Source organism: Okeania hirsuta, assembly GCF_003838195.1.
Classification (GTDB): domain Bacteria; phylum Cyanobacteriota; class Cyanobacteriia; order Cyanobacteriales; family Microcoleaceae; genus Okeania; species Okeania hirsuta.
In genome coordinates, this window is sequence record NZ_RCBY01000111.1 from 1 (window position 1) to 25239 (window position 25239).

Here is a 25239-nt window from a genome sequence, read left to right on the forward strand (position 1 = left end):
CTCCTGAGGACTCCGTAGTTATTTATTTATCACTGTTTAACCGGACATGATATAATATCAAATCCGAGGGAATTGGACATCAAAAAATTCTCCAATCGTCATAATTACGCTCATCTTTGTAATTCTCTCTCCTCCTGACTCCTCCTGAGTTAACGATTCTATAACTGTTTAACCGGATTTGATATCAGTGGTTTTGTATTGTAATAGTATTGGTATCCAATTATTTTTGTCACGGTATAGTCCAGTGGGAGCATCTTGCTCCCGTTCTAAGTGTTTCTTGTCCCCACCTAAACCATATTCTCCCCTTCTCTCCTAGATAACTAAAGCCATTAATATGCTGAATGCTTAAAAGCTATATCAAAATTTCATCATAAATATCAGTCATTGTTAAAGTTAACCCCACCGACTTTAATTCTAAACAATCTTCTTTTCCTAAACTTTCCCTAGACCAATAACCAACTTCTGATGGACGATAAACCTCTACCTTCATTTCTATTTGATCGACCAATACATACTCTTGCAAACTTGCTAAACTTTGATAATTCAAGCGTTTTTCTCGTCTGTCTAAATCTTGAGTAGAAGGGGAAAGTACCTCAACAATTAAACAAGGAAAACTCTTGTAATATTTTTCCGTATCTTGTGGATTACAAGTTACCATCACATCAGGATAATAAAATATATCCGAGCTATTTTCGGCAATGGCAATTTTAACTTTCATATCTGCAATAAAAGTTTTACACTCGCTGCCGCGTAAATTCAAACGCAAAAAACTAGCAATATTTAACGAAATGCGGTTATGTTCTTCACTGCCACCAGACATAGCGAATATTTGACCGCCGAGATATTCATGGCGAATGGGACTAAATTTTTCCCCTTCCAGATAATCTGTGGTTGAAATAAATGCAGTTGCTAATTCCATAGTTATTAGTTACTCAATTTTATATGAATTTATATGGATAATTAATTATAGCTGAAGTCATAAGTCTGCCATTTTTTTCTGATGGCGAATATTTTAGGATTAGGGATCAAGCAAAACTACGAGCAAAGAGTTGATTTTATGGGCTGATTTTTGTTTTAGTTTTGTTAGTAATATTTCTCATATTCCTCTCATTAATCCTCAAAACTAACGTCCTCATATAAAACATCAACAGCACAATTAAATTCAATACTAGATAATGTAAAATCTTCTCCTTCTATATATGCAGAATAAAGCCACATTCTCCCTTCACCACGTTGATAAATTTCCACATAAATTGATTCTGAATCTACTAAAACATACTCTTGCAAACTCGAAAATTGACGATAATATTTAAACTTATCGTCGCGATCGTAACCCCTGGTACTGGGAGAAAGAACTTCAATAATTACACTAGGATTTTGGAGAAATGTACGAGATTTTAAATCATCAGCATTACAACTAATAACTAAATCTGGATAAAAATAACGATTATTTTTAGCATCCTGAACTTTAGCATCAGACACATAAACTCGACATCCTCTTTGACGGAGATGGGGATAGAGAGCGCGATAAAAACTAAGGGCAATGTCAACATGAGGAAGACTTGCTCCAGTCATGGCTAAAATTTCACCATCCACATATTCATGGCGAAATTCCTGTTTAGCTTCCCATTCTAAATATTCTTCTGCGGTCGTTTTTTGATGATTTTCCGGTTGAGCAATCATAATTTCCTCCTTGATTTTTTTTGTTCAATTAGTTAAATTTTATCATAAATTAGAAACGATAAATCATCAGGTAGGGACGTTGCATGCAACGTCCCTACAAAAGCTATAAAACTTCATCATAAATATCGGCCATTGTTAAAGTTAACCCCACTAATTTTAACTCTAAAAAATTTTCATTTTGTGGGTGACAAGTTACCATGACATCCGGATAATAAAAAATATCCGAGCTATCCATCATTTATCTCCCGCCAATCTCCAGACGGAATAAACGATGCCCAATAATAGGGATGTTGATATTCCTCTGTTCCCAATATCTCTAACTGGGTCTGTCGTAATGCTTCCGATCGCCCTTCATTATTCAACACCCGTTGATAATATTTCACCATCAAATCTTTCGTACCAAAATCATCCACCTGCCATAAACTAATTACCTGACTTTCACTACCCGCAAGAGCTAATGCTCGACGCAAACCATAAACTCCCTCTCCTACATTCACATCTCCCACTCCCGTGTCGCAAGCGGATAATACTACCAACTTTGTCCCCCCCAAACTCAAATTAGCAATTTCTAACGCTGTCATTACTCCATCTTCATCACCACTTTTGCGAGGATTAAACCCTGCTAAAGCTATACCCGAACGTAACAGTGGATTTTCTAATCTATTTGTTTCTGTGTTGGGAATGTCAGTATTAAAACCCCCGACTAATACTGGCGGTGCTACTTCTTCTAAATCTTCCAGAAAGAAACCGTGGGTAGCAATATGAAGTATTTCTGGTGCATTCACTTGTTTAATAGCATTTTCTGTAGCATTGGACTCTGTTAACAGAGTCACATCTGATAACATTGGTGCAATAGCTTCCACTTCTGCTTTGGTTCCTGATAATGCTCCAAAAGTTAAGTTTTCTGGAGCAAATAAAAAACTACCTAAATCTCTAGTAGGTTTTTTGTGACCACGTTTATTATTAGCAACGAGTCGCACAGAAGTGGGGTTGCCTGGGTTGTCGTATTCGGGGTTGGCAACTAATATTGGTGGTTGTTTGGTGGGGAAGTCAATACCAAGTTTGATTAAGTCGCGTCCGGTGGTGAGGTAGGTAATATTATAGTTTTGGATTAAATATTGGTTGTTTTCATCGACTAGAGCAGCAAAAGGAATGAGGTTGAGTTGGGAGTCTGGAGATAACAGGGTGTGTTTGACATTGCCTAACTTTTGGCGGATGGGTTGCATTACTTGTTGGTCTAAGGTACGGGCAACTTCTCGGATGGAACTATTTGGTTGTGATAATTGAGCACGAAATTCGGTGATGGTGTTATGGATGGGTGCTACTGGTCCCAGGTCTAGCCATTGTGGTGAACCTGTGGAATGGAGGATGTAGACTGCGTAGTGGGGTTTGCCAAGTTTCAGAGCTTTGACATCTACTGGGTAATACTGCATTATTTCCACCAATGCTGCATCAGCAGGAATTAACTTTTGTACCGTTTCAATAGTTACTGGTTCATTAGTCTTAGCAAATTCTGCACTAGCGAGGGAAAGGTCAGCTTCTAATTTCTCTGCTTTACCTTTGAGGGTAGCGACTTGTTGACGATATTGTTCTGGTGGGAGATTTTCGGGTTTGTTGTAGATGAGGGCAGCTAGTTGAGTACGAGTGTTTGCCAGGTCGTTGAGGAGTTTTTGGTTTTCTGGGGTCAGTTTGTCGCGGATAGTTTGCAGGGACTTGATAGTGGAGTCGAGGATGCGACCTTTGCGCCGGAGGATGGTGGTGAGGGCGAGGTTAGCTGCTTTTGGGTTATTGGGTGCGTCTTGGAGATGTAGGGATATTGTTTGGTGAGTTGTGACTGAGAGCTTTCTCATGGAAGCTTGTTTTTGGCTTTCCGAACCTGTGGCGAGGAAAGTAGTGAGGGTGGTTTCTTGTACTTCCATTGCCTGGGTGAGATATTCAATGGCACTGGTTGTATTTCCTTGAGCTTGGTACAGTGTTGCCAGGTTGAGTAGGCTAGTGGCAACGTATGGATGGTCAGCTCCTAATCCTTTCTCTCTGATTGCCCTTGACCTTTGGAATAGAGGTAAGGCTTCTGTGTACTTCCCTTGGAGATGGTACAGTAATGCCAGGCCGTTGAGGCTGGTGGCAACTGAGGGATGGTCAGTTCCTAATGCTTTTTCTCTGATTGCTAGAGACCGTTGTAATAGGGGTAAGGCTTCAGTGTAGTTGCCTTGGTTAAGGTGCAGTGATGCCAGGCCGTTGAGGCTGGTGGCAACTGAGGGATGGTCAGCTCCTAATGCTTTTTCTCTGATTGCTAGAGACCTTTGAAAGAGGGGCCAGGCTTCACTGTAGTTCCCTTGGCGTTGGTACAGTGATGCCAGATTACTGAGGCTGGTGGCAAAGTCTGGATGGTCAGCTCCTAATGCTTTTTCTAATATTACCAGAGACCTTTGGAATAGGGGTAAGGCTTCACTGTACTTCCCTTGGACATGGTACAGTAATGCCAGGCTACTGAGGGGGGTGACAATGGAGGGATGGTTAGCTCCTAATGCTTTCTCATAGGTTGCCAGAGACCGTTGTAATAGGGGTAAGGCTTCTGTATACTTCCCTTGGTCACTGTACAGTGATGCCAGGTTGTTGAGGCTGGCAGCAACTGAGGGATGGTCAGTTCCTAATGCTTTCTCATAGGTTGCCAGAGACCGTTGTAATAGGGGTAAGGCTTCTGTATACTTCCCTTGGTCACTGTACAGTGATGCCAGGCTACTGAGGCTGGAGGCAAAGTCTGGATGGTTAGCTCCTAATGCTTTCTCATAGGTTGCCAGAGACCGTTGTAATAGGGGTAAGGCTTCTGTATACTTCCCTTGGTCACTGTACAGTGATGCCAGGTTGTTGAAGCTAAGGGCAACGGAGAGATGGTTAGCTCCTAATGCTTTCTCTTTGATTGCCAGAGACCGTTGTAATAGAGGTAAGGCTTCTGTGTAGTTGCCTTGGTCTCGGTACAGTCCTGCCAGGTTGTTGAGGCTAAGGGCAACGGAGAGATGGTTAGCTCCTAATGCTTTCTCTTTGATTGCCAGAGACCGTTGTAATAGAGGTAAGGCTTCTGTGTAGTTGCCTTGGTCTCGGTACAGTCCTGCCAGGTTGTTGAGGCTAAGGGCAACGGAGAGATGGTTAGCTCCTAATGCTTTCTCTTTGATTGCCAGAGACCGTTGTAATAGAGGTAAGGCTTCTGTGTAGTTGCCTTGGTCTCGGTACAGTCCTGCCAGGTTGTTGAGGCTAGAGGCAACCTCTGGATGATCAGCTCCTAATGCTTTTTCATTTATTGCTAGAGACCTTTGGAATAGAGGTAAGGCTTGGCTGTAGTTGCCTTGGTATTGGTACAGTTGTGCCAAGTTGTTGAGGCTTTGGGCAACCTCTGGATGGTTAGCTCCTAATGCTTTTTCTAATATTGCCAGAGACCTTTGGAATAGGGGTAAGGCTTCTGTGTAGTTCCCTTGGTCACGGTACAGTACTGCCAGGTTGTTGAGGCTGGCAGCAACTGAGGGATGGTCAGCTCCTAATGCTTTTTCTAATATTGCCAGAGACCTTTGGAATAGGGGTAAGGCTTCTGTGTACTTTCCTTGGTAATAATGCTGCAGACCTAAAAGATGAATAACTATGGCAGCAGTGGTTTCAGAAGCACCTGCATTTTCTACAATAATTAAGGCACGTTCTAACAATAGAATAGCTTCACTATATTTTCCCTGTTTTGACAACTGACCAGCCTGTTGAAAAAGTCCCTTAAATTCCTCGACTTCCCCAGACTGTTGCGCTACCACAGCAGGTTTAATTTCCCCTACTACTGGTTTCACCATCCCCACAGTTAACCCACAGATACTAATAAATGTTGCTCCCCACACCAGAGAATATTTAATTATTGCTTTCATAAAATTCACCCCATTAGCACACCTACTTAATTATATATCCTTAGAAGTAACCAGTTATGCAGTTTACTTAATTTAACTCCTCTGTCATTGCGAGGCAGTGCTAAACAAGTTAAACTTTTGGGAAAGTCATTTATGTCGAATAATTCAGAACAAAGTGATAACTTAAATCAAAAATCATCTGAAACTTCTCAGAAACTAGAACCACCTAAAAAAACTGAACCTTCTCAGGAACTAGAACCACCTAAAAAACTTGAACCTATCGAGTTTGAAGAAACGCGCGTTCTTATTAATAGTGAAAGCAATTCAAATATTGTATAAGTTAGAAAAAATATCTCCAAATATCAAGAATAAAGTCAATTCTTATCTATGAACTATCAATGATTTATCCCTATTCTCCATTCTCTGTTTTCTGGAGATATCTAGTGAAGATGATTCAAATATTGTAGATTTTTAAAACTGCTAAATAAATAATTTTTAGCTTAGGTATTAACTTACCTTAAATCTACAAAAATCACCTAAACTACTAATACCATATTTGGATAATTTAGTGATAATAATGTAGGTTGGGTTAAGCGATAGCGCAACCCAACAAAAACCTATATATGTTTATGTTAAGTAAGTTGGGTTATGTTGGGTTTCGGGTTCCTCAACCCAACCTACAACATAGTGGTCAAAAATTTACTTCAACCCATCAACTAACTGCTCCCTCGCACTTTCCAACGCCTCCTTCAACTTACTCGGATCGCGACCCCCTGCTTGCGCCAAATTCGGACGACCGCCGCCGCCGCCTCCACACATTTTCGCTATCCCACCAATAAATTTCCCTGCTTGCAAATCTTTACTATTCACAGACTTACTAAAAGCAGCAACTAAACTGACTTTCTCCCCAGAAGCAGCACCCAATACCACAGCACTCTCGCCCAACTTTTGTTGTAACCGTTCCGCAGCAGTTTTCAACGCCTCCGCATCAACTCCAGGCATCTCCGCTACTAATATCTGAAACTCACCCACAGTCTCAGCATCCCCTAACAACTGGTCAGACTTCGCCACTGCTAACTCACCTTTCAACGCTTCCAACTGTTTCTGCGACTCCTTCAACTCCTGCTGCAAGTTACTCACCCGCTCCGATAATTCCTCCGGTTTTGCCTTAAAGCGATCGCTCAATTCCTTAACCACAGTATCTCGGACATTCAAATAATCTAATATTGCCAAACCAGCAACTGCTTCTATACGGCGCACCCCAGAAGAAATACCAGCTTCAGAAATAATTTTAAACACCCCAATTTCTGCCGTATTATTCACATGAGTTCCCCCACATAATTCCATCGACACTCCCGGATAGTCAACTACCCGTACCACATCGCTATACTTTTCACCAAACATAGCAACAGCTCCCTTTGCCTTTGCCTCATCCAATGGCATTTCCGCAACCGTCGCCGGATGTGCTTCAGCTATCCAACTATTCACCTGAGCTTCCACTTGCTCCACTTCCTCCGGTTTCAACCCCCGGGGACAATTAAAATCAAATCGCAAACGGTCAAAAGATACCAACGAACCCGCTTGAGAAATAGACTGGTCTACCAGGGACCGCAAAGCAGCTTGTAACAAATGTGTTGCGGTATGGTTTGCTTGCGCTCTGCGACGACAAGCAGCATCTATTTGAGCATTCACCGTTATTCCTAACTGTAACGAACCCCTTTCCACGCGACCGAAATGCACAAAAATATTATTCTGCTTCTGCACATCTTCTATCCGCACGACCACATTATCCCCACTTAGATAGCCGCGATCGCCTATTTGACCTCCAGACTCGGCATAAAAGGGCGTTTGGTCAAGTACCACTTGCACTTGAGTACCCGCTTCCGCAGACTCAACCTGTTCCCCTTCAGCTATTAACGCCATTACTTGCGCTGAGGAAGTCAAATCTGTATATCCTAAAAATTCCGTTTTGTCAACATCTAATTTTACCCCACCTTCAGCAGTTAAATCAATAGTTTCGTGGGCTGACTGAGAACGTTCTTGCGCCAGTTTCATTTCTTTTTCAAACATACTGACATCAACAGTTAAACCATTTTCTTCTGCTATTTCCTGAGTCAACTCCAGTGGAAAACCATAGGTGTCGTATAACTTGAAAGCATCTTCTCCCGAAATTTGTTTAGTTTTCTGAGTTTCCGGTTTTGCGATAATTTCCGCCAACAATTTTTCACCCCGCTCCAATGTTTCCAAGAAGCGAGACTCTTCCCGTTGCAACTCAGCTTTAATAGCAGTTTCTCTCTCCCGCAAATTAGGGTAAACATCCTCAGAAAGAGCGATCGCTTTCTCAGCTACTTTGGATGTAAATTCCCCAAAAATGCCAATCAAACGTCCGTGACGCACAACTCGGCGAATTAACCGTCGTAAAATATAACCCCTGCCAACATTAGATGCAGTGACACCATCAGCAATTAAATGTGCGACTGCTCGTACATGGTCGCCAATAACTTTCAGGGAAATTTTGGTTTTGTCATCACTTTTTTTGTAGTCGATACCAGCAATATCCGCAGCAGTTTTAATGATAGGAAAAATTAGGTCAGTTTCATAATTATTCGGCACTTTTTGTAATATTTGCGCCATTCTTTCCAACCCCATCCCCGTATCAATATTTCTGTTTTGTAGTGGTGTAAGATTTCCTTCTGCATCCCGGTTATATTGCATGAATACGAGGTTATAAAATTCGATAAACCTGCTATCGTCTTCCAGGTCAATGTTCTCATCCCCCAATTCTGGATGGAAGTCGTAATAAATTTCCGAACAGGGACCGCACGGACCCGTCGGACCCGATGCCCAAAAATTATCCTCTTCATCCATCCGTTGAATACGGTGTGCGGGAATACCAATTTTGTCGCGCCAAATAGCAAATGCTTCATCATCTTCTCGGAATACGCTGACAACTAAATGGTCTGGAGGTAAACCGAATATTTTTGTGGAAAGTTCCCAAGCAAAGGCGATCGCTTCTGGTTTAAAATAGTCGCCAAAACTGAAGTTACCCAACATCTCAAAAAAAGTGTGATGTCTGGCAGTCCGACCGACATTTTCAATATCGTTGGTACGGATACATTTTTGGGAAGTAGTAGCGCGGGGATATTTCCGGGGTTGTTGTCCGAGAAATATAGGTTTAAATGGTAACATTCCCGCAATAGTGAGTAAGACCGTGGGGTCTTCGGGAACTAGAGATGCACTGGGTAAAATAGTGTGTTCCCGTTGTGCGTAAAAGTCGAGAAATGTTTGTCGAATTTCGTTACCTGTGAGTTTTTTTGGAGACATAATTAATTCAGATGTTAGGTTGTGTAATTTTAATTTTCCGTCTATTCAGGCAAAGTTTTACCTGTTGAAAATTTACAACTTTTATTGTAATAGATATTAGGTGTTATAGACCATTGAACAACAGAAAATTTCTATAATAGCGGAAATCTTTATCAAGCATTTCCAGAAATTATATAAACTTTTTCCAGAAATCCCAGCAGGAGACTTTATCGAATTTTTCGTTTTTATTTTGCATCATATATATAATTTATTTGAAATATTTCACCGAATAAATATAGACCTAATTTATCAAGTTTTAGATACTATTTTATTGAGTAATTGAAAAATCTTTATATTTAATCTTAAATTAATCTTTCCTTTCGTTAATTTGTATAGATAATTTAAGACTAACTTAATCAAGTACCTCTCAAGTTAAAAAATATAAAACAAATAAAAATAAGTATATAAAAAAGGTTAAATTTGTTTGTATAATTGCTGCTTGGTCTAAAATTAGACAATGTAAATTTGTAGGCATAAATAGCAGCTTAATATTTCATTAGCTTTGGAAATTTAGGATAGTATATTGATTGTCAATATTAAGAAACTAAAACATCTCTAAAAATAATGCTAACTAACGGACTGATAGAAACCGAACCCTTGGAATTAGAGGATATCTTTATTTCTCTAGAATCCTTACCAGAACCTCCTGCTAGTCGTATTTTTGGTAATGGTGCCGCTACTATTTCAATTCCCGATAATCCAGTTTTGCAAGTTCCAGATGGTTTTACTGTTAATGTTTTTGCTGATAATGTTTTTCCTGAAAGTGGAAATCCTCGTTGGTTAGGAGTTACTCCAACTGGAGATGTATTAGTAACATCACTTTTCAATGATCGAATACTTTTACTACGCGATACAGATGAGGATGGTGTAGCAGATTTTTCTCAAGTTTTTGCCGATGCAGAAAATGGATTAAATGCACCTTTCGGCATGGTTTTTACTGAAGATTTTTTCTATGTGGGAAATACAGATTCAATAGTAAGATATCCTTATAATATTGGGGAAACAGAAATTAATGGTACTGGCGAAAAAATTGCAGATTTACCACCATTTGGAAATCATTTTACTCGGAACTTAGCAATTTCTCCAGACAATCAACTTTTTGTTTCTATTGGTTCCGCTGGCAACGTAACAATAGAAGATTTACCTAGAGCATCTGTACAAGTAATGAATCTAGATGGTTCCGATCAAGAAACTTTTGCTTTTGGTTTAAGAAATCCTGTAGGTCTAGATTTTCACCCAATAACAGGTCAACTTTTTACCACTGTAAATGAACGAGATGATTTAGGTGATGACTTAGTTCCTGATTATTTAACAGGATTAGAACAAGATGAATTTTATGGTTGGCCTTATGTTTATTTATCACCAGATTTACCAGACCCATTTATAACACAAGAAAATCCTAATTTCGTACCGGAAACTCAAACTCCAGATTTTGTAACAGAAACTCAAACTCCCGATGTATTATTTCAAGCACATTCAGTACCTTTAGGACTGCAATTTTATGATGGTGAAACTTTCCCAGAAGAATATCACAATGGAGCATTTGTTGCATTTAGAGGTGGTTTCGGTCGTCAAGAACCCACAGGTTCTAAAATAGTATTTGTACCCTTTGATGAAAATGGAAATGCCACAGGAGTATATCAAGATTTTTTAACAGGTTTCTTGGACGTTTCCGCAGAACCTGAAACTTGGGGTCGTCCAGTTGGTTTACAGGTTTTACCGGATGGTAGTTTGTTGTTTACCGAACAAGGAAACAATCGAATTTATCGAATACAATTTCCTGAAAATGAAACGATAGAAGGTACTAATGACAATGATAATTTTCAGAGTGGAGAAGGTGACGATCAACTTTTTGGTAGAAGAGGTAGCGATCGCCTGACTGGTAATGGTGGGGACGATACATTAATTGGTGGTGTTGGTCGAGATACTCTCAATGGTGGTAGGGGTGATGATAGTGTTAATGGTGGTCCTGGAAGCGATCGCCTATTTGGTAAATCTGGTAATGACCTGTTAATTGGTCGCCCTGGTAACGATATCTTGTTAGGGGGTGATGGTAACGATACTCTAGAAGGAGGTATTGGTCGCGACAGACTCAACGGTGGAGCAGGAAACGACCAACTTACAGGAGGTGGTAGTATTGACCGCTTTATCTTTAACACTAATGATGAATTTCAGACTGAGGATGTAGGTATAGATACAATTACTGATTTTTCCCAAACACAGGGAGATATTATTCTTCTAGACCTGACAACTTTTACTGCCATCAACAGCGATTCAGGAACAGGTTTCAGCATTGCGGGAGAATTTGCCACAGTTACTGATGATCAGCTAGCAGAAACTTCTGAAGCAGTCATTGTCTATAATAGTGAAAATGGAAAATTATTCTATAATCCCAATGGTAGTCAAGCTGGTTTCGGTAGTGGAGGTCAATTTGCCACTTTGACAAATATTCCATCAATAGAAGCAGAAGATTTCTTCCTCAGAAGTTAGCGATCGCCATTTCCCTACAGTGGGAGCATCTTGCTCCCATGCTAGGCGTCGATAGATGTTTAGTCCTAAAGCGCAACTAAAAATAATATCAAATCCGCATTTAATATTAATAGCGATCGCTCAATATCTTTGTAGCTCAAGCTTATCAAAATAATACAGACTTTACTTGGTATACTCTTAAATAATTTCCTGGCTTAAATTCTTTCGTTTTTCTTACTTTTAACTTTTAACTTTTGACTTTTGAATTTTGACTTCCGTACAGATATCTATACCAGACGAAGTACAAACAGATAGAAAGTACAAGCAACAACAGGGATAGAATCAGGAAATTATCCCAACGTTTCATCATAAACATAATTCCCGTGAGACACAAAACTATTTGCCAGGGAATCGCGATCGCAGTCGCCAGCAAATCACGCCTGTTCTCTAATGCGATATTGACCGTGAGATTGCGGGGAATATTAACAGCGATCGGCTTCCAAAAACCGAAGGGACGGGTGACAGTATAAAAATTCTCCAGAACTGACCGTTCCGTTGCCGGGGTTAACAGAGTGCCAGCGATACATCCTGCCAAAGAACAACTGCTAGGAATTAGAAATTGGATAAATTCGGCAAGTTGCAGATTCGGGAAGGAAGGTAAGACGATCGCCTTAGTCACAATTGCGGCCACCATACCAGCAGCGATACCCGTGGCAAATCCATAGCCATTAAACCGCCACCAATACCATCTTAACAGCAGAGGAACCGCCAGACCCGTACCCAATCCCAGAGTCAACCATCCCCAAATTTCATTGATATTGGAGATACTGAAGCTAAATAGCAATCCCACCATAACAATGATAACCGATGCCCAACGACTTTGAGCCAGCAGTTTGCGGTTGTCAGCTTGCGGATTGAGATAAGCTTGATAAATATCCTTCACCCAGTAAGCAGCACCACCATTAATTAAGGAGTCAAAAGTAGACATCCCGGCAGCGATAAAACAAGCTAATACCAATCCCTTGATTCCCACTAGTAGGTAAGTAGCGATAACTGTTGGCAAGACCAGTTCCGGGTCGGGAATTACTTGGTTAGTAATGCCGTAATTGATGCCCAGGATCGCAAAAGCAGTTACCAAAGGCCAGCGAAAGGAAAGCAAGAATATCCACCACAGGGACATTAACCCCACTTCCCGATCGCTTTTGGCGGCAAAATAGCGCTGCATCATATAACCACCGATACCGCCAAACCCTTCCATTAATACTTTCAGCAGATAGAAACAAAGGATAGCGCCGAACAAGTTGAAACGACCATAGTCTCCTGGCAAGTCTACTTCCATAGAGGGGAATATACTACTCCACTCGCTAAAATTCCACTCGTGCAATTGCTCGGTTCCCGGAATAGAAATAGCAAATGTCTCTGGTAGAGGAGGAAGTTGCAGAGCGATCGCGCAGATATAGATGATAGCCACAAAAATCAAAACTCCCTGAAACAGGTCTGTTAACACCACCCCATAAAAACCGCTAAGGACAGTGTATATCAATGCCAGGAATATGATTAAAATTGAGGCCAGACGGGCATCGACAGTAATAAATTCTCCTAAGAATTTGCCCCCACCGATGGCAAAGTAACTGATCCTGCCAATGGTCAAGATAATAGCAGCAACAGCACTAACTATCCGGGCGATATTTCCTTCCCGTCCGACTCCAAAACGCAAATGCATCCATTCCGCTAAAGTCATAACTTGGGCGCGACGATTCCACTTGCCCATAAAAATCATGAACATTGCTAGAATTAAGGCAATGCCACCCCGGAGTTCCAGAAAAAATCCCTTCGTTCCCAAGGCGTAGACTAAGGCTGTGATTAACATTGTCCCCGCAATGTCCGTATTGGAAGCCATCCCGGATGCCCCCAATACCCACCAAGGCATATTTCGATCGCCCAGAAAGTAAGAGTCTATGCCAGCGGATGCTTTCCGCTGGAGAAATATGCCAAACAGAACGATCGCCAGCAGGTAGATGACGACAATAGTATAATCAATTAAATGCATAAACTCCTCAACTTTCCTTATCAGTACCATTGATTCTATTATATTATGTCCGGTTGATTACTTATATAGCGCTGTGCGCAGCTCATCTGGCAACAGGCAACAGAAGTAGGGTGCGTTAATCAGCTCTCAGGCACCGCCGATTCCAGCTATTGATGGTGCGTTACTATTGGACAATAGAAGTAGGGTGCGTTAATCAGCTCTAAGGCACCACCGATGTCAGCTATTGATGGTGCATTACTATTGGACAATAGAAGTAGAAGTAGTGGAGTGGCACACCCAAAATGGTGCATCGGGTAGGGGCGGGTTCCGCGTTAAGTTAATGGTGTCACCCAGGACTGAGTAAACCCGCCCCCACCCCAATCATAATCATGCATAAAATTAGCTGTGTCAGTCCAGTAGGGGCGGGGGCGGGTTCCGCGTTAAGTTAATGGTGTCACCCAGGACTGAGTAAACCCGCCCCCACCCCAATCATAATCATGCATAAAATTAGCTGTGTCAGTCCAGTAGGGTGCGTTAATCAGCTCTAAGGCACCGCCGATTCCAGCTATTGATGGTGCGTTACTATTGGACAATAGAAGTAGGGTGCATTAATCAAATGTAAGACACCGCCGATTTCAGCTATTGATGGTGCGTTACTATTGGACAATAGAAGTAGGGTGCGTTAATCAGCTCTAAGGCACCGCCGATTCCAGCTATTGATGGTGCGTTACTATTGGACAATAGAAGTAGGGTGCGTTAATCAGCTCTAAGGCACCACCGATGTCAGCTATTGATGGTGCATTACTATTGGACAATAGAAGTAGAAGTAGTGGAGTGGCACACCCAAAATGGTGCATCGGGTAGGGGCGGGTTCCGCGTTAAGTTAATGGTGTCACCCAGGACTGAGTAAACCCGCCCCCACCCCAATCATAATCATGCATAAAATTAGCTGTGTCAGTCCAGTAGGGGCGGGGGCGGGTTCCGCGTTAAGTTAATGGTGTCACCCAGGACTGAGTAAACCCGCCCCCACCCCAATCATAATCATGCATAAAATTAGCTGTGTCAGTCCAGTAGGGTGCGTTAATCAGCTCTAAGGCACCGCCGATTCCAGCTATTGATGGTGCGTTACGCTGTCCCTAACACACCCTACTGGACCGACACACCCTACTGGACTTTGACTTCAGTAGGTTGGGTTAAGCGTATCTCGCAACCCAACAGATACAATAACTGTTGAACAGATACAATAACTGTTGAACAGATACAATAACTGTTGTTGGGTTTCCTGAACGTCAACCCAACCTACAAAGTGCCAACGTTTAACGCATACTTTGTTTTTTCTCAGCTTTTAAGTCACGACTACCCACAGCAGCTAATTCTGCATCCATCAAAGTTTTTCCTGTTGCTGCTAGATAAACATCATCCAAACTTGGTCGTGCTTGAGCAATACTAAAAGTAGGTAAACCCTGCTGATACAGTAACTCTTGAATTGTGGTAAAAGCATCACTCTGGGGTGTCACCACTAAGTTTAAAGAATTGCCTTGAGCAGCATTAACAATAACTTCTTGAACCATTGGTAAATTTTCTACTAATGCTTTTACTTTTTCTGCTTCTTCAGTAGAAGAAAATTCCCTAACACGGAGAGTAATACGATCGCCTCCCACTCGGTCTTTAAGTTCAAAAGGAGTACCCGCAGCAATAACCAGACCTTGGTCAATAATAGCTACTTTATCTACCAAAGCATCGACTTCTTCAAGATAGTGACTGGTAATTAAAACTGTTGTACCAGAGTCTCGCAACTCACGCAAAAAATCCCAAACTGCTATCCGACTATCAATATCTAAACCTACTGTGGGTTCATCCAAAACTAAAACATCTGGTTGATGCAATAAACCTGCTGCTAAATCTAGACGTTTGCGGATACCACCTGAATAAGTACCTGTTTTTTTGTCCGCCCAATCTTCTATTCCCAGAAGAGCGATCGCTCCTTCGATTCTTTCCCTTGCCAATTTCCCTGGAATATGATATATAGCTGCTTGCAGTTGTAGTAGTTCTCGGCCTGTAAGAACCTTGTCAATGGCCACTTCCTGAGCAACATAGCCAAGACGTTGTCTAGCTATTCTCGGTTGGTCAACTACTGAAATACCAGATACTTCTAAACGTCCAGCGTCTGGTGTAAGTAGAGTACACAGAGCGCGTAGTGTAGTTGTTTTACCTGCACCATTAGGGCCAAGTAAACCAAATATTTCTCCAGGTTCTATCTGAAAGGAAACGTCCTTAACTGCTGTAACCGAACCATAACTTTTCTGAAGGTTTTCTATTAAAACTGCTGGTACCATGATTATTAGTAAATATAGAGTTTCCTCCGACCATTGTAATTGTTTATATTATTGTCGGCAGAAAACCAGCAGATAGAAAAGTTTTTCTTATCGAAATATTGTGGTTTAAAGCCTCCTCTTTTAAGGGGATAATAAATAAAAATTTTCATGATTAGTCAATCCTCTTCTTTTCAAGGAGAGGTAATTCTAAATTCTAAATTCTAAATTCTAAATTCTAAATTCTAAATTCTAAATTCTAAATTCTAAATTCTTGAATGTTCCCTGCGATAAAATTGAGTAAGTAGCTTCTCATAAATAATTATGCCTTTAGATCCCCAAGCCTTTTTTCAGGCAACAAACCCTGGCATTCCTCTGTTTATAGATAATGTAGAAATTGACAAGAAATACTACATTGACTTCTCGACTGTGCGTGGAGGAAAAGTTATAAAAAAATTAAAAAATACTATTACTCTCTGGTCTTTAGGCCGACCAACTTGCCAACTATTCACCGGACATATTGGTTGTGGTAAGTCTACAGAATTATGGCAACTCAAGCAACAGTTAGAAGCAGAAGGTTTTCACGTTGTCTATTTTGAGTCTGACAAAAGCCTAGAAATGGGAGATGTAGACATAGGCGATATTTTTCTAACTATTGCACAACAGGTCAGCAGAAGTTTGGAGAAGTTGGAAAAACTTAACTTGGAGGAACCAAAAGGATTAAAAGGTCTACTTCAGGGAGCTGCAAAATTATTGCAGACAGAAATTGAACTCTCTGCAGAAGCGAATATTCCTGGTATGGGTAAAGTGGCAGCTAGCAGTGAGGGTTCATTTTCAGCAGAAGTTGGTTTGCCTGGAGTTGGTCAAGTCAAAGCTGACGAAAAAGGATTAGAATTTGTAGCTTTAGGAATTGGTAAAATTACTGCCCAGGCAAAAGCTAGTCCCGAACTTCGTACGAAACTCAGAGAATATCTCGGACCCCGCACCAGCGGAATTATTGAAACTATTAACAAAGAATTACTCGAACCCGCTAACGAAAAGTTGAAAAAGTATGGCAAAAAAGGATTAGTGGTTATCGTTGACAACTTGGAAAAAGTTGATAGCTCACCTAAACCTTGGGGGCGACCTCAACCAGAATATCTATTTGTTGACCGGGGCGAACAACTGATGAGTCTTCATTTTCATCTGATTTATACTCTTCCTATGGCACTGAGGTTTTCCAATGACTACGACACATTAACTCAAAGATTTAAGAAAGACCCTCAAATATTGCCAATGGTGGCCACACAGTTGCGCGATGGTAGTGAATGTGCTGAAGGAATGAAGTTAATGCGGCAGTTAGTGTTGGCAAGGGCATTTCCAGAATTAGATCCACAGCAACGTTTGGCAAAAGTTACCGAAATATTTGATAGTCAGGAAACTTTAGATTACTTATGTCGTTTCAGTGGTGGTCATGTGAGGAATGTATTGCGAATAGTTAATGAGGCTATTATGGAAGAAGGGGATCTTCCCATCTCCCGCGCTAGTGTTGCCAATGTAATTAAAACTTATCGTAATCAGCGACTTTTAGCTGTAGATGACCATGAGTGGGAATTATTGCGCCGAGTTGTTCAGACAAAAAAAGTAACGGGAGATGATGGATATCAAATTTTAATTCGGAGTATGTTTGTTTATGAGTATCAAGATGAACTTGGCCCTTGGTTTGATATTAATCCTCTCTTGAAAGATGCGCCAGAGTTAAATATAAGGGAGTAGAGGAGTGGGGGAGTGGGGGAGTAGGGGAGATAAAGACACCTAGAAATAACAATCTAGGCGTTGGTAATTTGAGGTATGATACTATATCCGGATAATAGTGCGATAGAACTCCGTGACCTTTACGCGACCAAAAAACTTTCTCCTTCTACTCGGGGTTTTTTCTGTTTTTCTTCCCTCCTGACTCCTGACTCCTGACTCCTGACTCCTAAAGAATTAAGACTAATATCATACACTAATTTACCAACGCCACAATCTATTGCACAGTTTTAGCTGTGTCAGTCTAGTAGTGGACCGTTTCACCTAAAATAGTGCATTAGCTTTTTTCATCACCCCATCACCCCATCCCCCCATCACCCCATCCCCCCATTTAAGGTGTGTCAGTCTAGTAGGAAATAATAAAGGTTTGAGGTTTGTTAGCAATTAACATAGAGTCAAAAATTTATGCCTAGTTACAGGGAAATTAACAATCAAAAATTATTGCAGAAATTAGTCCAAGGGATGGAAATGTCTCAAGGACAATTTCGGCTGTTTTTGGCACAGTGCAATAATTTGAGCCAGCGCGATCGCCTAATTCCACAACTCCGGGAATCTTTTTCTGGAGACTTGGCACAGTTGCAGTTGGATGAGTCTGTCGATGAACTTTATGCAACTATTAGAAAATGCTTAGGAAACCAACAACCAGATGCTCTGATGGTTTGGGGTTTGGAGTTTGTCAGAAATATTGATAAATTGCTGGTCGCAATGAGTTTAGTTCGCGAGGAGTTTAGAAAAAATTGCCCTTTTCCCATAGTTTTATGGATTGATGCAGAAATTTCTCGTAAGTTTATTCGCTTAATTCCTGACTTTGAAAATTGGTCAAGTCTGACCGTTTTTGAAACTGCCACTCAGGAATTAATTGATTTTATTCAGCAGACCAGTGAGAGTGTTTATCAGAAAGTTTTAGAAAGTGGGGCAGGAATATTTTTAGATGATACTACCCTTGGTTTGGGAGAGTCTGCTTATCAAGAGTTGGTGGGTGCAAGGCAAGAATTGTTAAACCGAGAAGTTACCTTAGAGCCTGAATTAGAAGCAAATTTGGAATTTGTTTTAGGCAGGGCAACTGATAATTCTACCGAAGTAGCACTAGAGCATTATCAACATAGTCTCGAACTTTGGCAACAAGTTAACAACTCGATGCGGGTGGCTCACACTTATTATTATCTGGGGTTATGGTGGCGTAGTTATGCAGTTAGTCATCGGGTTGAGAAAAATATGGCTTGTGAGAGAGCTTGTTCATATTTTCAGCAGTCGGTAGAAGGCTTTGAGACAATTAACCGCCCAGACTTAGTTGCTAAATTTATCAATACTTGGGGAGAAGTTTTGCAGACTTTAGGGCGTTGGGATGAGTTAGAAACTGTTGCCAATAGAGCAATTGAATTACATCAAACCTATTCTCAGCCATTTTGTGAAGCTCGTGCTTATGGTTTTCTAGCAGAATTTGAACTGGCAAAAAATCATTATAGACAAGCAAAAAAACTTGCTCAAAATGCCATAAAAATTTTTAACAAAACTCTAGATGCTGTATCTCCTCCTAGCTCAGAAAAAGACGAAATTACTTTAGATTGGGAGCGCTATTCTCATCTAGGAAAATATTTATTTGCTCTAGCAAAAGCCGAAAAATATTTAGGTAAATTTGAAGCATCTATAGCCAATTTTGAACAAGCAAAAAATACGACAAAACCTGAGTACAGTACCGAATTTTATATTGATATTATCACAGAATCACGAGAAATATATTACCAACAAAAAGCATATTTAGCAGCTTTTGAATTGAAGCAAAAACTGCAACAAATAGAACAACAATTTGGGTTTGTAGCATTTATCGGTGCAAATCGTTTGGGATACAGAAAACCAAATACAAACCCGGCTTTACCTCAACTTAATCGACGAAAAGTTACTCAAGAAATTTCTGCATCTGGACGCAAATTTAATGTCGAAGAATTACTAGAAAGAATTAGTCGCCCTGACTATAAACTGATAGTTATTCATGGGCAATCAGGAGTTGGTAAAAGTTCTATTTTGCAGGCTGGATTAATAACTGCTTTAGAAAAAAAATCAATTGATACCCGTAATTTAGTAGTGGTTTTGCAGCAAGTTTATATTCATTGGATTTCAGCATTGGGGGAAAGTTTAGCTAAAAAACTTAAAGCAATTCCCCAATTAGCAGTTAATTCACATATACTTAATTCGACTGAAGCAATTTTTTCTCAGTTACGAAATAATGCTGAATTAAATCTACTTACGGTTATTATTTTCGATCAATTTGAGGAATTTTTCTTTGTTAATTCAGAGCCAGTGCAAAAAAGAGAATTTGCTCAGTTTCTGGAAGAATGTTTAAAAATTCCTTTTGTGAAAATTGTTTTATCCCTGCGTTCAGATTATATTCATTATTTATTAGAATTTAATTATTTAGCAAATTTAGAAACAATCAGCAATGACATTTTAAGTAAAAATGTTCTTTATGAATTGAGAAACTTTTCCCAGGATCAGGCAAAATTAGTCATTCAAGGATTAACAGAAAATTCTCAGTTTAAAATAGATCCAAATCTGACAGAAAAGTTAGTTGAAGATTTAGCTCAGGAGTTGGGAGAAATTCGCCCGATAGAATTGCAAGTAGTGGGGGCACAACTACAGACAGAGAATATTACCACTGTGGAAAAATATCAAGAATTAGGAGATTATCCCAAGGCAGAATTAGTCAACCGATATTTAGCATCAGTAGTAAAAGACTGTGGTGAAGAAAATGAAAAATTTGCTTGGTTGGTGTTGATATTGTTAACCGATGAAAATAATACTCGACCACTAAAAACTCAGGCTGAATTGGTAAAAGAAAGTGAGTTTCAAGAGAAAGAGTTAGAGTTAGTATTAAAGATTTTTGTCAAGTCTAGTTTAGTATTTTTGTTACGGGAAAAACCAGCAAATCGTTATCAGTTAGTGCATGATTATTTAGTTGCTTTTATTCGGCAAAGGAAAGGAAATGAAACACTAGAGGAGCTGAAACAGGAACGGGAAAAACGACAGCAGTTACAGAAGTGGGTAGTTAGAGGGTCGGTTGCTGCTGCATTGGTGATGACAGTATTGGCAGGAGGGATGACAATATTTGGTTTGTGGGCACAGAAGGAAAAAATACGGGCAGAAAGACAAACTACTATTGCTCAAGCAAGTGAGGCTAGAGCTTTGTCTATTTCAGGTGAGCGATGGGATGGCCTGATGACTGCCATGGAAGCTAGGCAAAAACAAAGAAATAGTAAATTTCAACCAACGGATGATGCTAGCAAGGTTACAAATGCTCTGCGAGTCGCAGTTTACAAACGCAACAAAGAGGAGTTTAGAGATTTTAACCCCTCCGCGCACCTTCCGGTTTATAGAAGAAACCGGATGATGCTAGCAAGGTTACAAATGCTCTGCGAGTCGCAGTTTACAAACGCAACAAAGAGGAGTTTAGAGAGTTTAACCGTCTCCAGGAACACCAGCATCCCGTCTACAGTGTAGCATTTAGCCCCGATGGAGAGACTATTGCTTCTGGTAGTGCTGACAACACGGTGAAATTGTGGAACCGCCAGGGGCAGTTGTTACAGACTCTGAAGGGGCATGAGAATTTTGTCTACGGTATAGCATTTAGCCCCGATGGAGAGACTATTGCTTCTGGTAGTGCTGACAACACGGTGAAATTGTGGAACCGCCAGGGGCAGTTGTTACAGACTCTGAAGGGGCATGAGAATTTTGTCTACGGTATAGCATTTAGCCCCGATGGAGAGACTATTGCTTCTGGTAGTGCTGACAACACGGTGAAATTGTGGAACCGCCAGGGGCAGTTTTTGCAGACTCTGAAGGGACACCAGGATTGGGTCTTCGATATAGCATTTAGCCCCGATGGAGAGACTATTGCTTCTGCAAGTGCTGACAACACGGTGAAGTTGTGGACAGATTTGCGGATAGAAGATTTAACCAAACGTGGTTGCGAGTGGTTAAATGATTACCTGATTACCCACCCCCAGGAATTAGAAAAACTCAAGATTTGCCAAACTGACAAACGCATAAAAGTAGTAGCTCGCAGTTGGATAACTAAGGGAGAGAAACTAGCAAGGGAAAGTAAAGGAGAAGCAGAAAAACTTGAGCAAGCAGTTGCTTTCTTTGAGAAAGCACTAAAATGGAATCCCGACCTCAACCTCAAGCCAAAAGTTCTTGCAGCATCATTAGCTGAGGCAGAAAAGCTGATGGAGGAAGGTACGAAATTAGCAAGAGAAGGAAAAATAGAGGTGGCAGTAGAAAAGTATCAACGAGCAAAAGAGCTTGACAAAGTGGCATATATTCCTAATCTAAAAAATATCGATCCAGAAGCTAAAGCCAAATATCAGGGAGTAGATGCGTTATTGGAACAAGGGAGGAAGCTTGTGAAAGAGGGTAAAGTTAAGGAAGCAATTTCCTCTTACAAACAAGCAGAAAAAATCTACCCTACTCAAATTTATGCTAAGAATTGGGATACTCTCTGTTGGTTTGGCAGTCTTTATGAAAAAGCTGCTAATGTTATGTTTGCTTGTGAGAAAGCAGTCACCCTTAGCCCTAAAAATGGCTCGATTGTTAATAGTCGGGGACTTGCCAGGGCTTTAACTGGGGACATTAAAGGAGCGATCGCAGATTTTCAGGTATCTGTAGAATGGACGAGTAATGAGAAGAAAAAAGCACAACGGCAAAAATGGATCGAAGCGCTCCAGGCAGGGAAAAATCCGTTTACGGATGAGGTGTTGGAGAGTTTGAGAGATTGATGGTTATTTGCTGGAGTCGATAGAAAGAATTTATTGGAAATGACTATTTGACGAAAAAGATAAGTTAAGAAATACCCTAGCTATTCGTAGCAAACATTTATAGCGCTGTGCGCAGGCAACAGGCAACAGGCAACAGGCAACAGGCAACAGGCAACAGGGGGAATAAAAAACCGATAATATCAGGCTTTTAGCTATTGGACAGTTACTGTAATTTGTAAATATGCCAGCGCACATTGCTATATCAATTTGGTATAACTTTTGCTTCGACTGCTATAACATTGAAATGGTGCGTTACGCGATCGCCCTCTCCACTAGACTTGAGCATAATTAATCTTCTCGCTAACGCACCCTACAGGAATTAATGAAAAGAATCAAATCTTCTTTTTATCTGCATTTTGCTTATTTCTATGACTAGCAATACGAGCTACTCCACTATCCACAGGACCACCACAAATAGGAATAACCTGATACTTGCACTCTTCTTCCAGAGTATTTAGTTTGGTATAATCAACCCAGTGAATACAATCTACAGGACAAGTGTCGATCGCTTCTTGGATTAATTCTTCAGGGTCGCCATCTTGCTGAAAAACGTGCGATCACCCATGATCTGATTCTATATAAAAAGTATTATGGGCAACATGAGCGCAGTGTTTACAACCGATACAGGTAATTTCATCAACGTAAACTCCTTTTTGTCGCAACATTCCACCAAGTTCGGGTTCAAAACCTGAACGTTCTGTGTTAAACTCAGAAAATGATGTAGAAAAATCTAGGGCGTTGGTAAATCAAGAGATGAAACTTTAAGAGTAATCTGTTTCTGATACCTCTAAATATCTAACCAGAGTAAGTGATGGGTATCACCCCTAGTAGAAAATCATCTTACCAATTACGGCGTTGGTGATTTTAGGTATGATATAATGTCCAGATAATTAGTGAACAAAAAACTTTCTCTTCTACTACTCTTTCTTCTTATTTCTTCCCTCCTAACTTCTGAGGACTGACTCCTGACTTCTAAGTAGTTAAGATTAATATTATACACTAATTTACCAACGCCAAATCTAGCATTAGACCTCTTGCAAAAATAAACAATAATTATCAGTGATCGGTATTGTCTTTGCATATAGACATCTCTAGGTGTAGGTTGGGTTGAGGAACGTTAGCGTAGCTTACCCGCAGGGTAAACCCAACAGTAGTAGCGCATCTAGACTAAAATTGTGGGTAAAAATTATGACCCAGGATGTCCTATGAGTAATTCTAAGATTAAGTACAAAGTCTATCTGAGCGAACGCCAACGGCAACAATTACGGGATATTAGCCATAATGGTCATGGTCCGGCAAAGAAAATCCTTCATGCTCAAGTGTTATTGATGGCAGACCAAGACCATCCAGAGGCAGGTTGGAGTGCATATCAACACAATTGCTATAAGAAGCAGCTTTGGAATTAAAATTTGGAATTAAAATAAGATATCTTTACTTCATACAAATAATGGCTAAAAACATTGCTGAACCATTATTATTACTTAATGACTGAAGTATTCAATAAGTATAGCATTTTTTTGAGGAATTGGTATCAGAAAAGTATTTATTGGGCTAAAACCCAACTACAAACAAACTATTAGACCTCTCCGAAAAAGATATAGACTTTTTGCACACAGTAGGGAACAGGGAACAGGGAACAGGGAACAGGGAACAGGGAATAAATTTTCATGCCAAAGATACGAAAAATGATTTTTCAGTGACTTTTACAACTCTAGCTTATCTTAAATAAAAAGCAAGTTTATTTTCTGGGGATATATATTATAACTAATGGTACTTAGAAATTTTTTGGTAGGAAACATGCGTCAAAGTCAGTCTAGACAAGGGAATTACGTCGATGCGTTAAAAATGGCTAGCACCCTTAGTAATTCATAATTTATACCTTTTTGACGTAAAAGCCTCTGCCTATCTATATTTGAGCCTATTTTATCGCTTTATTTTGTGTAAGTCCCACTAATACCGTTTCGGAATAGTAATGCTATGTTTGATTAGCATCTCCCTATCTCCCCATCTCCCTATAAAAACAAACTTTCAACAGCTTGAAGCAACTGGTCTTGACTCCAATCTCTATATAAATGAGCCGCGATCGCACATCCTCCACAACCCACACCTTCTTTAACATACCCCTGTTCATAAGCTCGTAATTGAGGATAACAAGACTCAGCAAAACTAACTTTTGTTGCCATCAAAGGCACAATACCAATTTCTCTAGCTAACCCCACAGTATCTCCTGTCGGGTCTTCAGCAACCCATCGAGTTGTTCCCACCACAATATTCTCAGGCAACCAAGATAAAGAATATTTTGCAGCTAATGCTTGCATCAAAGCATAAACAGCTAACATTTGTGTACCACCAGCTAACATCACCCCTACTTTGAGACTTGCTGTCATTGCCATTCCTGCTACTACTATTTGCATCGGGTCTCCCACTGCAGCGACCAATTTTAGGGGTTGTGAAAGGGGAGGTACAGAATTAAAACCAGAAACTTGTAAACCTTGGCGCACCACAGTCAACTTTTGAGCATGATTACATTGAGGATGACTGCTATTAACTTTGCCTGCAGCAGCAATACCTAAACCTAATAAAATTGCTAAAGCTGTAGTTGTACCTCCAACTACACATTCTCCTAATATTAAATAGCTATCTTTTGCTTCAGCAGCTAACTTATATCCCCAACTCTTTCCAGCTTCCAGTAAATGTTCAACAGTTGCCATATCTAAAGCATGACCAGAAGTTAAACAACGAGCTGGAGTACCTCCCAAATTAATTGTTGGTACAGTGGGTTGATGAGTTAAACCAGCATTAAATAAGTAGAGAGGAATATTGAGAGCATCAACAATTGCTTTTGTGATTAAAACTGGAGAAGCACCAGCATCAAGGGGTGGTAATGGATATTTGGGTTGTGG

At 40.4% G+C, this 25239-nt stretch carries 15 protein-coding genes and 1 pseudogene; 6 read left to right on the forward strand and 10 right to left on the reverse strand.

Features of this window, described 5'->3' with window-relative positions; genetic code table 11:
* Positions 1–352: 352 nt before the first annotated feature.
* From D5R40_RS18210 to D5R40_RS18220, 4 genes are all read right to left on the reverse strand, one after another.
* Positions 353–919: a Uma2 family endonuclease gene (locus D5R40_RS18210; protein ID WP_124142676.1), complete on the reverse strand. Its 567-nt coding sequence runs from the start codon at positions 917–919 to the stop codon at positions 353–355.
* Between the two features lie 191 nt (positions 920–1110).
* Positions 1111–1683, reverse strand: coding sequence for a Uma2 family endonuclease (locus D5R40_RS18215; RefSeq protein ID WP_124142677.1), 573 nt, complete (start codon positions 1681–1683; stop codon positions 1111–1113).
* 103 nt (positions 1684–1786) lie between these two features.
* On the reverse strand, positions 1787–1921 hold the full coding sequence (locus tag D5R40_RS41240; RefSeq protein ID WP_275670253.1) for a hypothetical protein: 135 nt from the start codon (positions 1919–1921) through the stop codon (positions 1787–1789).
* The gene (locus D5R40_RS18220) at positions 1911–5585 is read right to left on the reverse strand and encodes a CHAT domain-containing tetratricopeptide repeat protein (protein ID WP_240041613.1); all 3675 of its coding nucleotides are present in this window, start codon (positions 5583–5585) and stop codon (positions 1911–1913) included. The genes D5R40_RS41240 and D5R40_RS18220 overlap by 11 nt, the downstream gene beginning before the upstream one ends.
* Positions 5586–5717: 132 nt before the next feature.
* On the opposite strand from D5R40_RS18220, the gene D5R40_RS18225 reads away from it, so the two are divergent.
* Complete coding sequence (locus tag D5R40_RS18225; RefSeq protein WP_124155014.1) at positions 5718–5903, forward strand: hypothetical protein; 186 nt, start codon at positions 5718–5720, stop codon at positions 5901–5903.
* A 360-nt stretch (positions 5904–6263) separates the two neighbouring features.
* On the opposite strand, the gene alaS is transcribed toward D5R40_RS18225, so the two are convergent.
* On the reverse strand, positions 6264–8888 hold the full coding sequence (gene alaS / locus D5R40_RS18230; RefSeq protein ID WP_124145674.1) for an alanine--tRNA ligase: 2625 nt from the start codon (positions 8886–8888) through the stop codon (positions 6264–6266).
* Positions 8889–9491: 603 nt separating this feature from the next.
* On the opposite strand from alaS, the gene D5R40_RS18235 reads away from it, so the two are divergent.
* Entirely contained in the window at positions 9492–11417 is a 1926-nt protein-coding gene (locus D5R40_RS18235) for a PQQ-dependent sugar dehydrogenase (protein ID WP_124145673.1), read from the forward strand.
* A 226-nt stretch (positions 11418–11643) separates the two neighbouring features.
* On the opposite strand, the gene D5R40_RS18240 is transcribed toward D5R40_RS18235, so the two are convergent.
* The 3 genes from D5R40_RS18240 to D5R40_RS18245 form a co-directional block, all read right to left on the reverse strand.
* Positions 11644–13476, reverse strand: a complete 1833-nt coding sequence (locus D5R40_RS18240) for a sodium:solute symporter family transporter (RefSeq protein ID WP_240041614.1) — start codon at positions 13474–13476, stop codon at positions 11644–11646.
* Positions 13477–13865: 389 nt separating this feature from the next.
* Positions 13866–14018 carry a hypothetical protein gene (locus D5R40_RS35510; RefSeq protein WP_161565015.1) on the reverse strand — a complete coding sequence of 51 codons (153 nt, stop codon included), beginning with the start codon at positions 14016–14018 and terminating at the stop codon, positions 13866–13868.
* Between the two features lie 723 nt (positions 14019–14741).
* Positions 14742–15761, reverse strand: a complete 1020-nt coding sequence (locus tag D5R40_RS18245) for an ABC transporter ATP-binding protein (RefSeq protein WP_124155015.1) — start codon at positions 15759–15761, stop codon at positions 14742–14744.
* Positions 15762–16061: 300 nt separating this feature from the next.
* Here D5R40_RS18245 and D5R40_RS18250 point away from each other — a divergent pair, with 300 nt between their 5' ends.
* The 3 genes from D5R40_RS18250 to D5R40_RS18260 all read left to right on the forward strand — a co-directional run bounded on the left by D5R40_RS18250 (position 16062) and on the right by D5R40_RS18260 (position 22297).
* Positions 16062–17492 (forward strand): ATP-binding protein, encoded by a 1431-nt coding sequence (locus tag D5R40_RS18250; RefSeq protein WP_124155016.1) that lies wholly within the window; start codon positions 16062–16064, stop codon positions 17490–17492.
* Between the two features lie 441 nt (positions 17493–17933).
* Positions 17934–21023 carry an nSTAND1 domain-containing NTPase gene (locus D5R40_RS18255; RefSeq protein ID WP_124155017.1) on the forward strand — a complete coding sequence of 1030 codons (3090 nt, stop codon included), beginning with the start codon at positions 17934–17936 and terminating at the stop codon, positions 21021–21023.
* Complete coding sequence (locus D5R40_RS18260) at positions 20936–22297, forward strand: WD40 domain-containing protein (RefSeq protein ID WP_124155018.1); 1362 nt, start codon at positions 20936–20938, stop codon at positions 22295–22297. Before D5R40_RS18255 ends, D5R40_RS18260 begins: the two co-directional genes overlap by 88 nt.
* A 371-nt stretch (positions 22298–22668) precedes the next feature.
* On the opposite strand, the pseudogene D5R40_RS39795 reads toward D5R40_RS18260, so the two are convergent.
* A pseudogene (locus D5R40_RS39795) lies at positions 22669–23034 on the reverse strand (ferredoxin); the annotation flags it as partial.
* Positions 23035–23541: 507 nt separating this feature from the next.
* On the opposite strand from D5R40_RS39795, the gene D5R40_RS18270 reads away from it, so the two are divergent.
* Entirely contained in the window at positions 23542–23742 is a 201-nt protein-coding gene (locus tag D5R40_RS18270; RefSeq protein ID WP_153183426.1) for a hypothetical protein, read from the forward strand.
* 606 nt (positions 23743–24348) lie between these two features.
* Here the strand turns inward: D5R40_RS18270 and cobT are convergent.
* The coding region (cobT, locus tag D5R40_RS18275) for a nicotinate mononucleotide-dependent phosphoribosyltransferase CobT (protein ID WP_124155019.1) at positions 24349–25239 on the reverse strand (891 nt) is incomplete at its 5' end.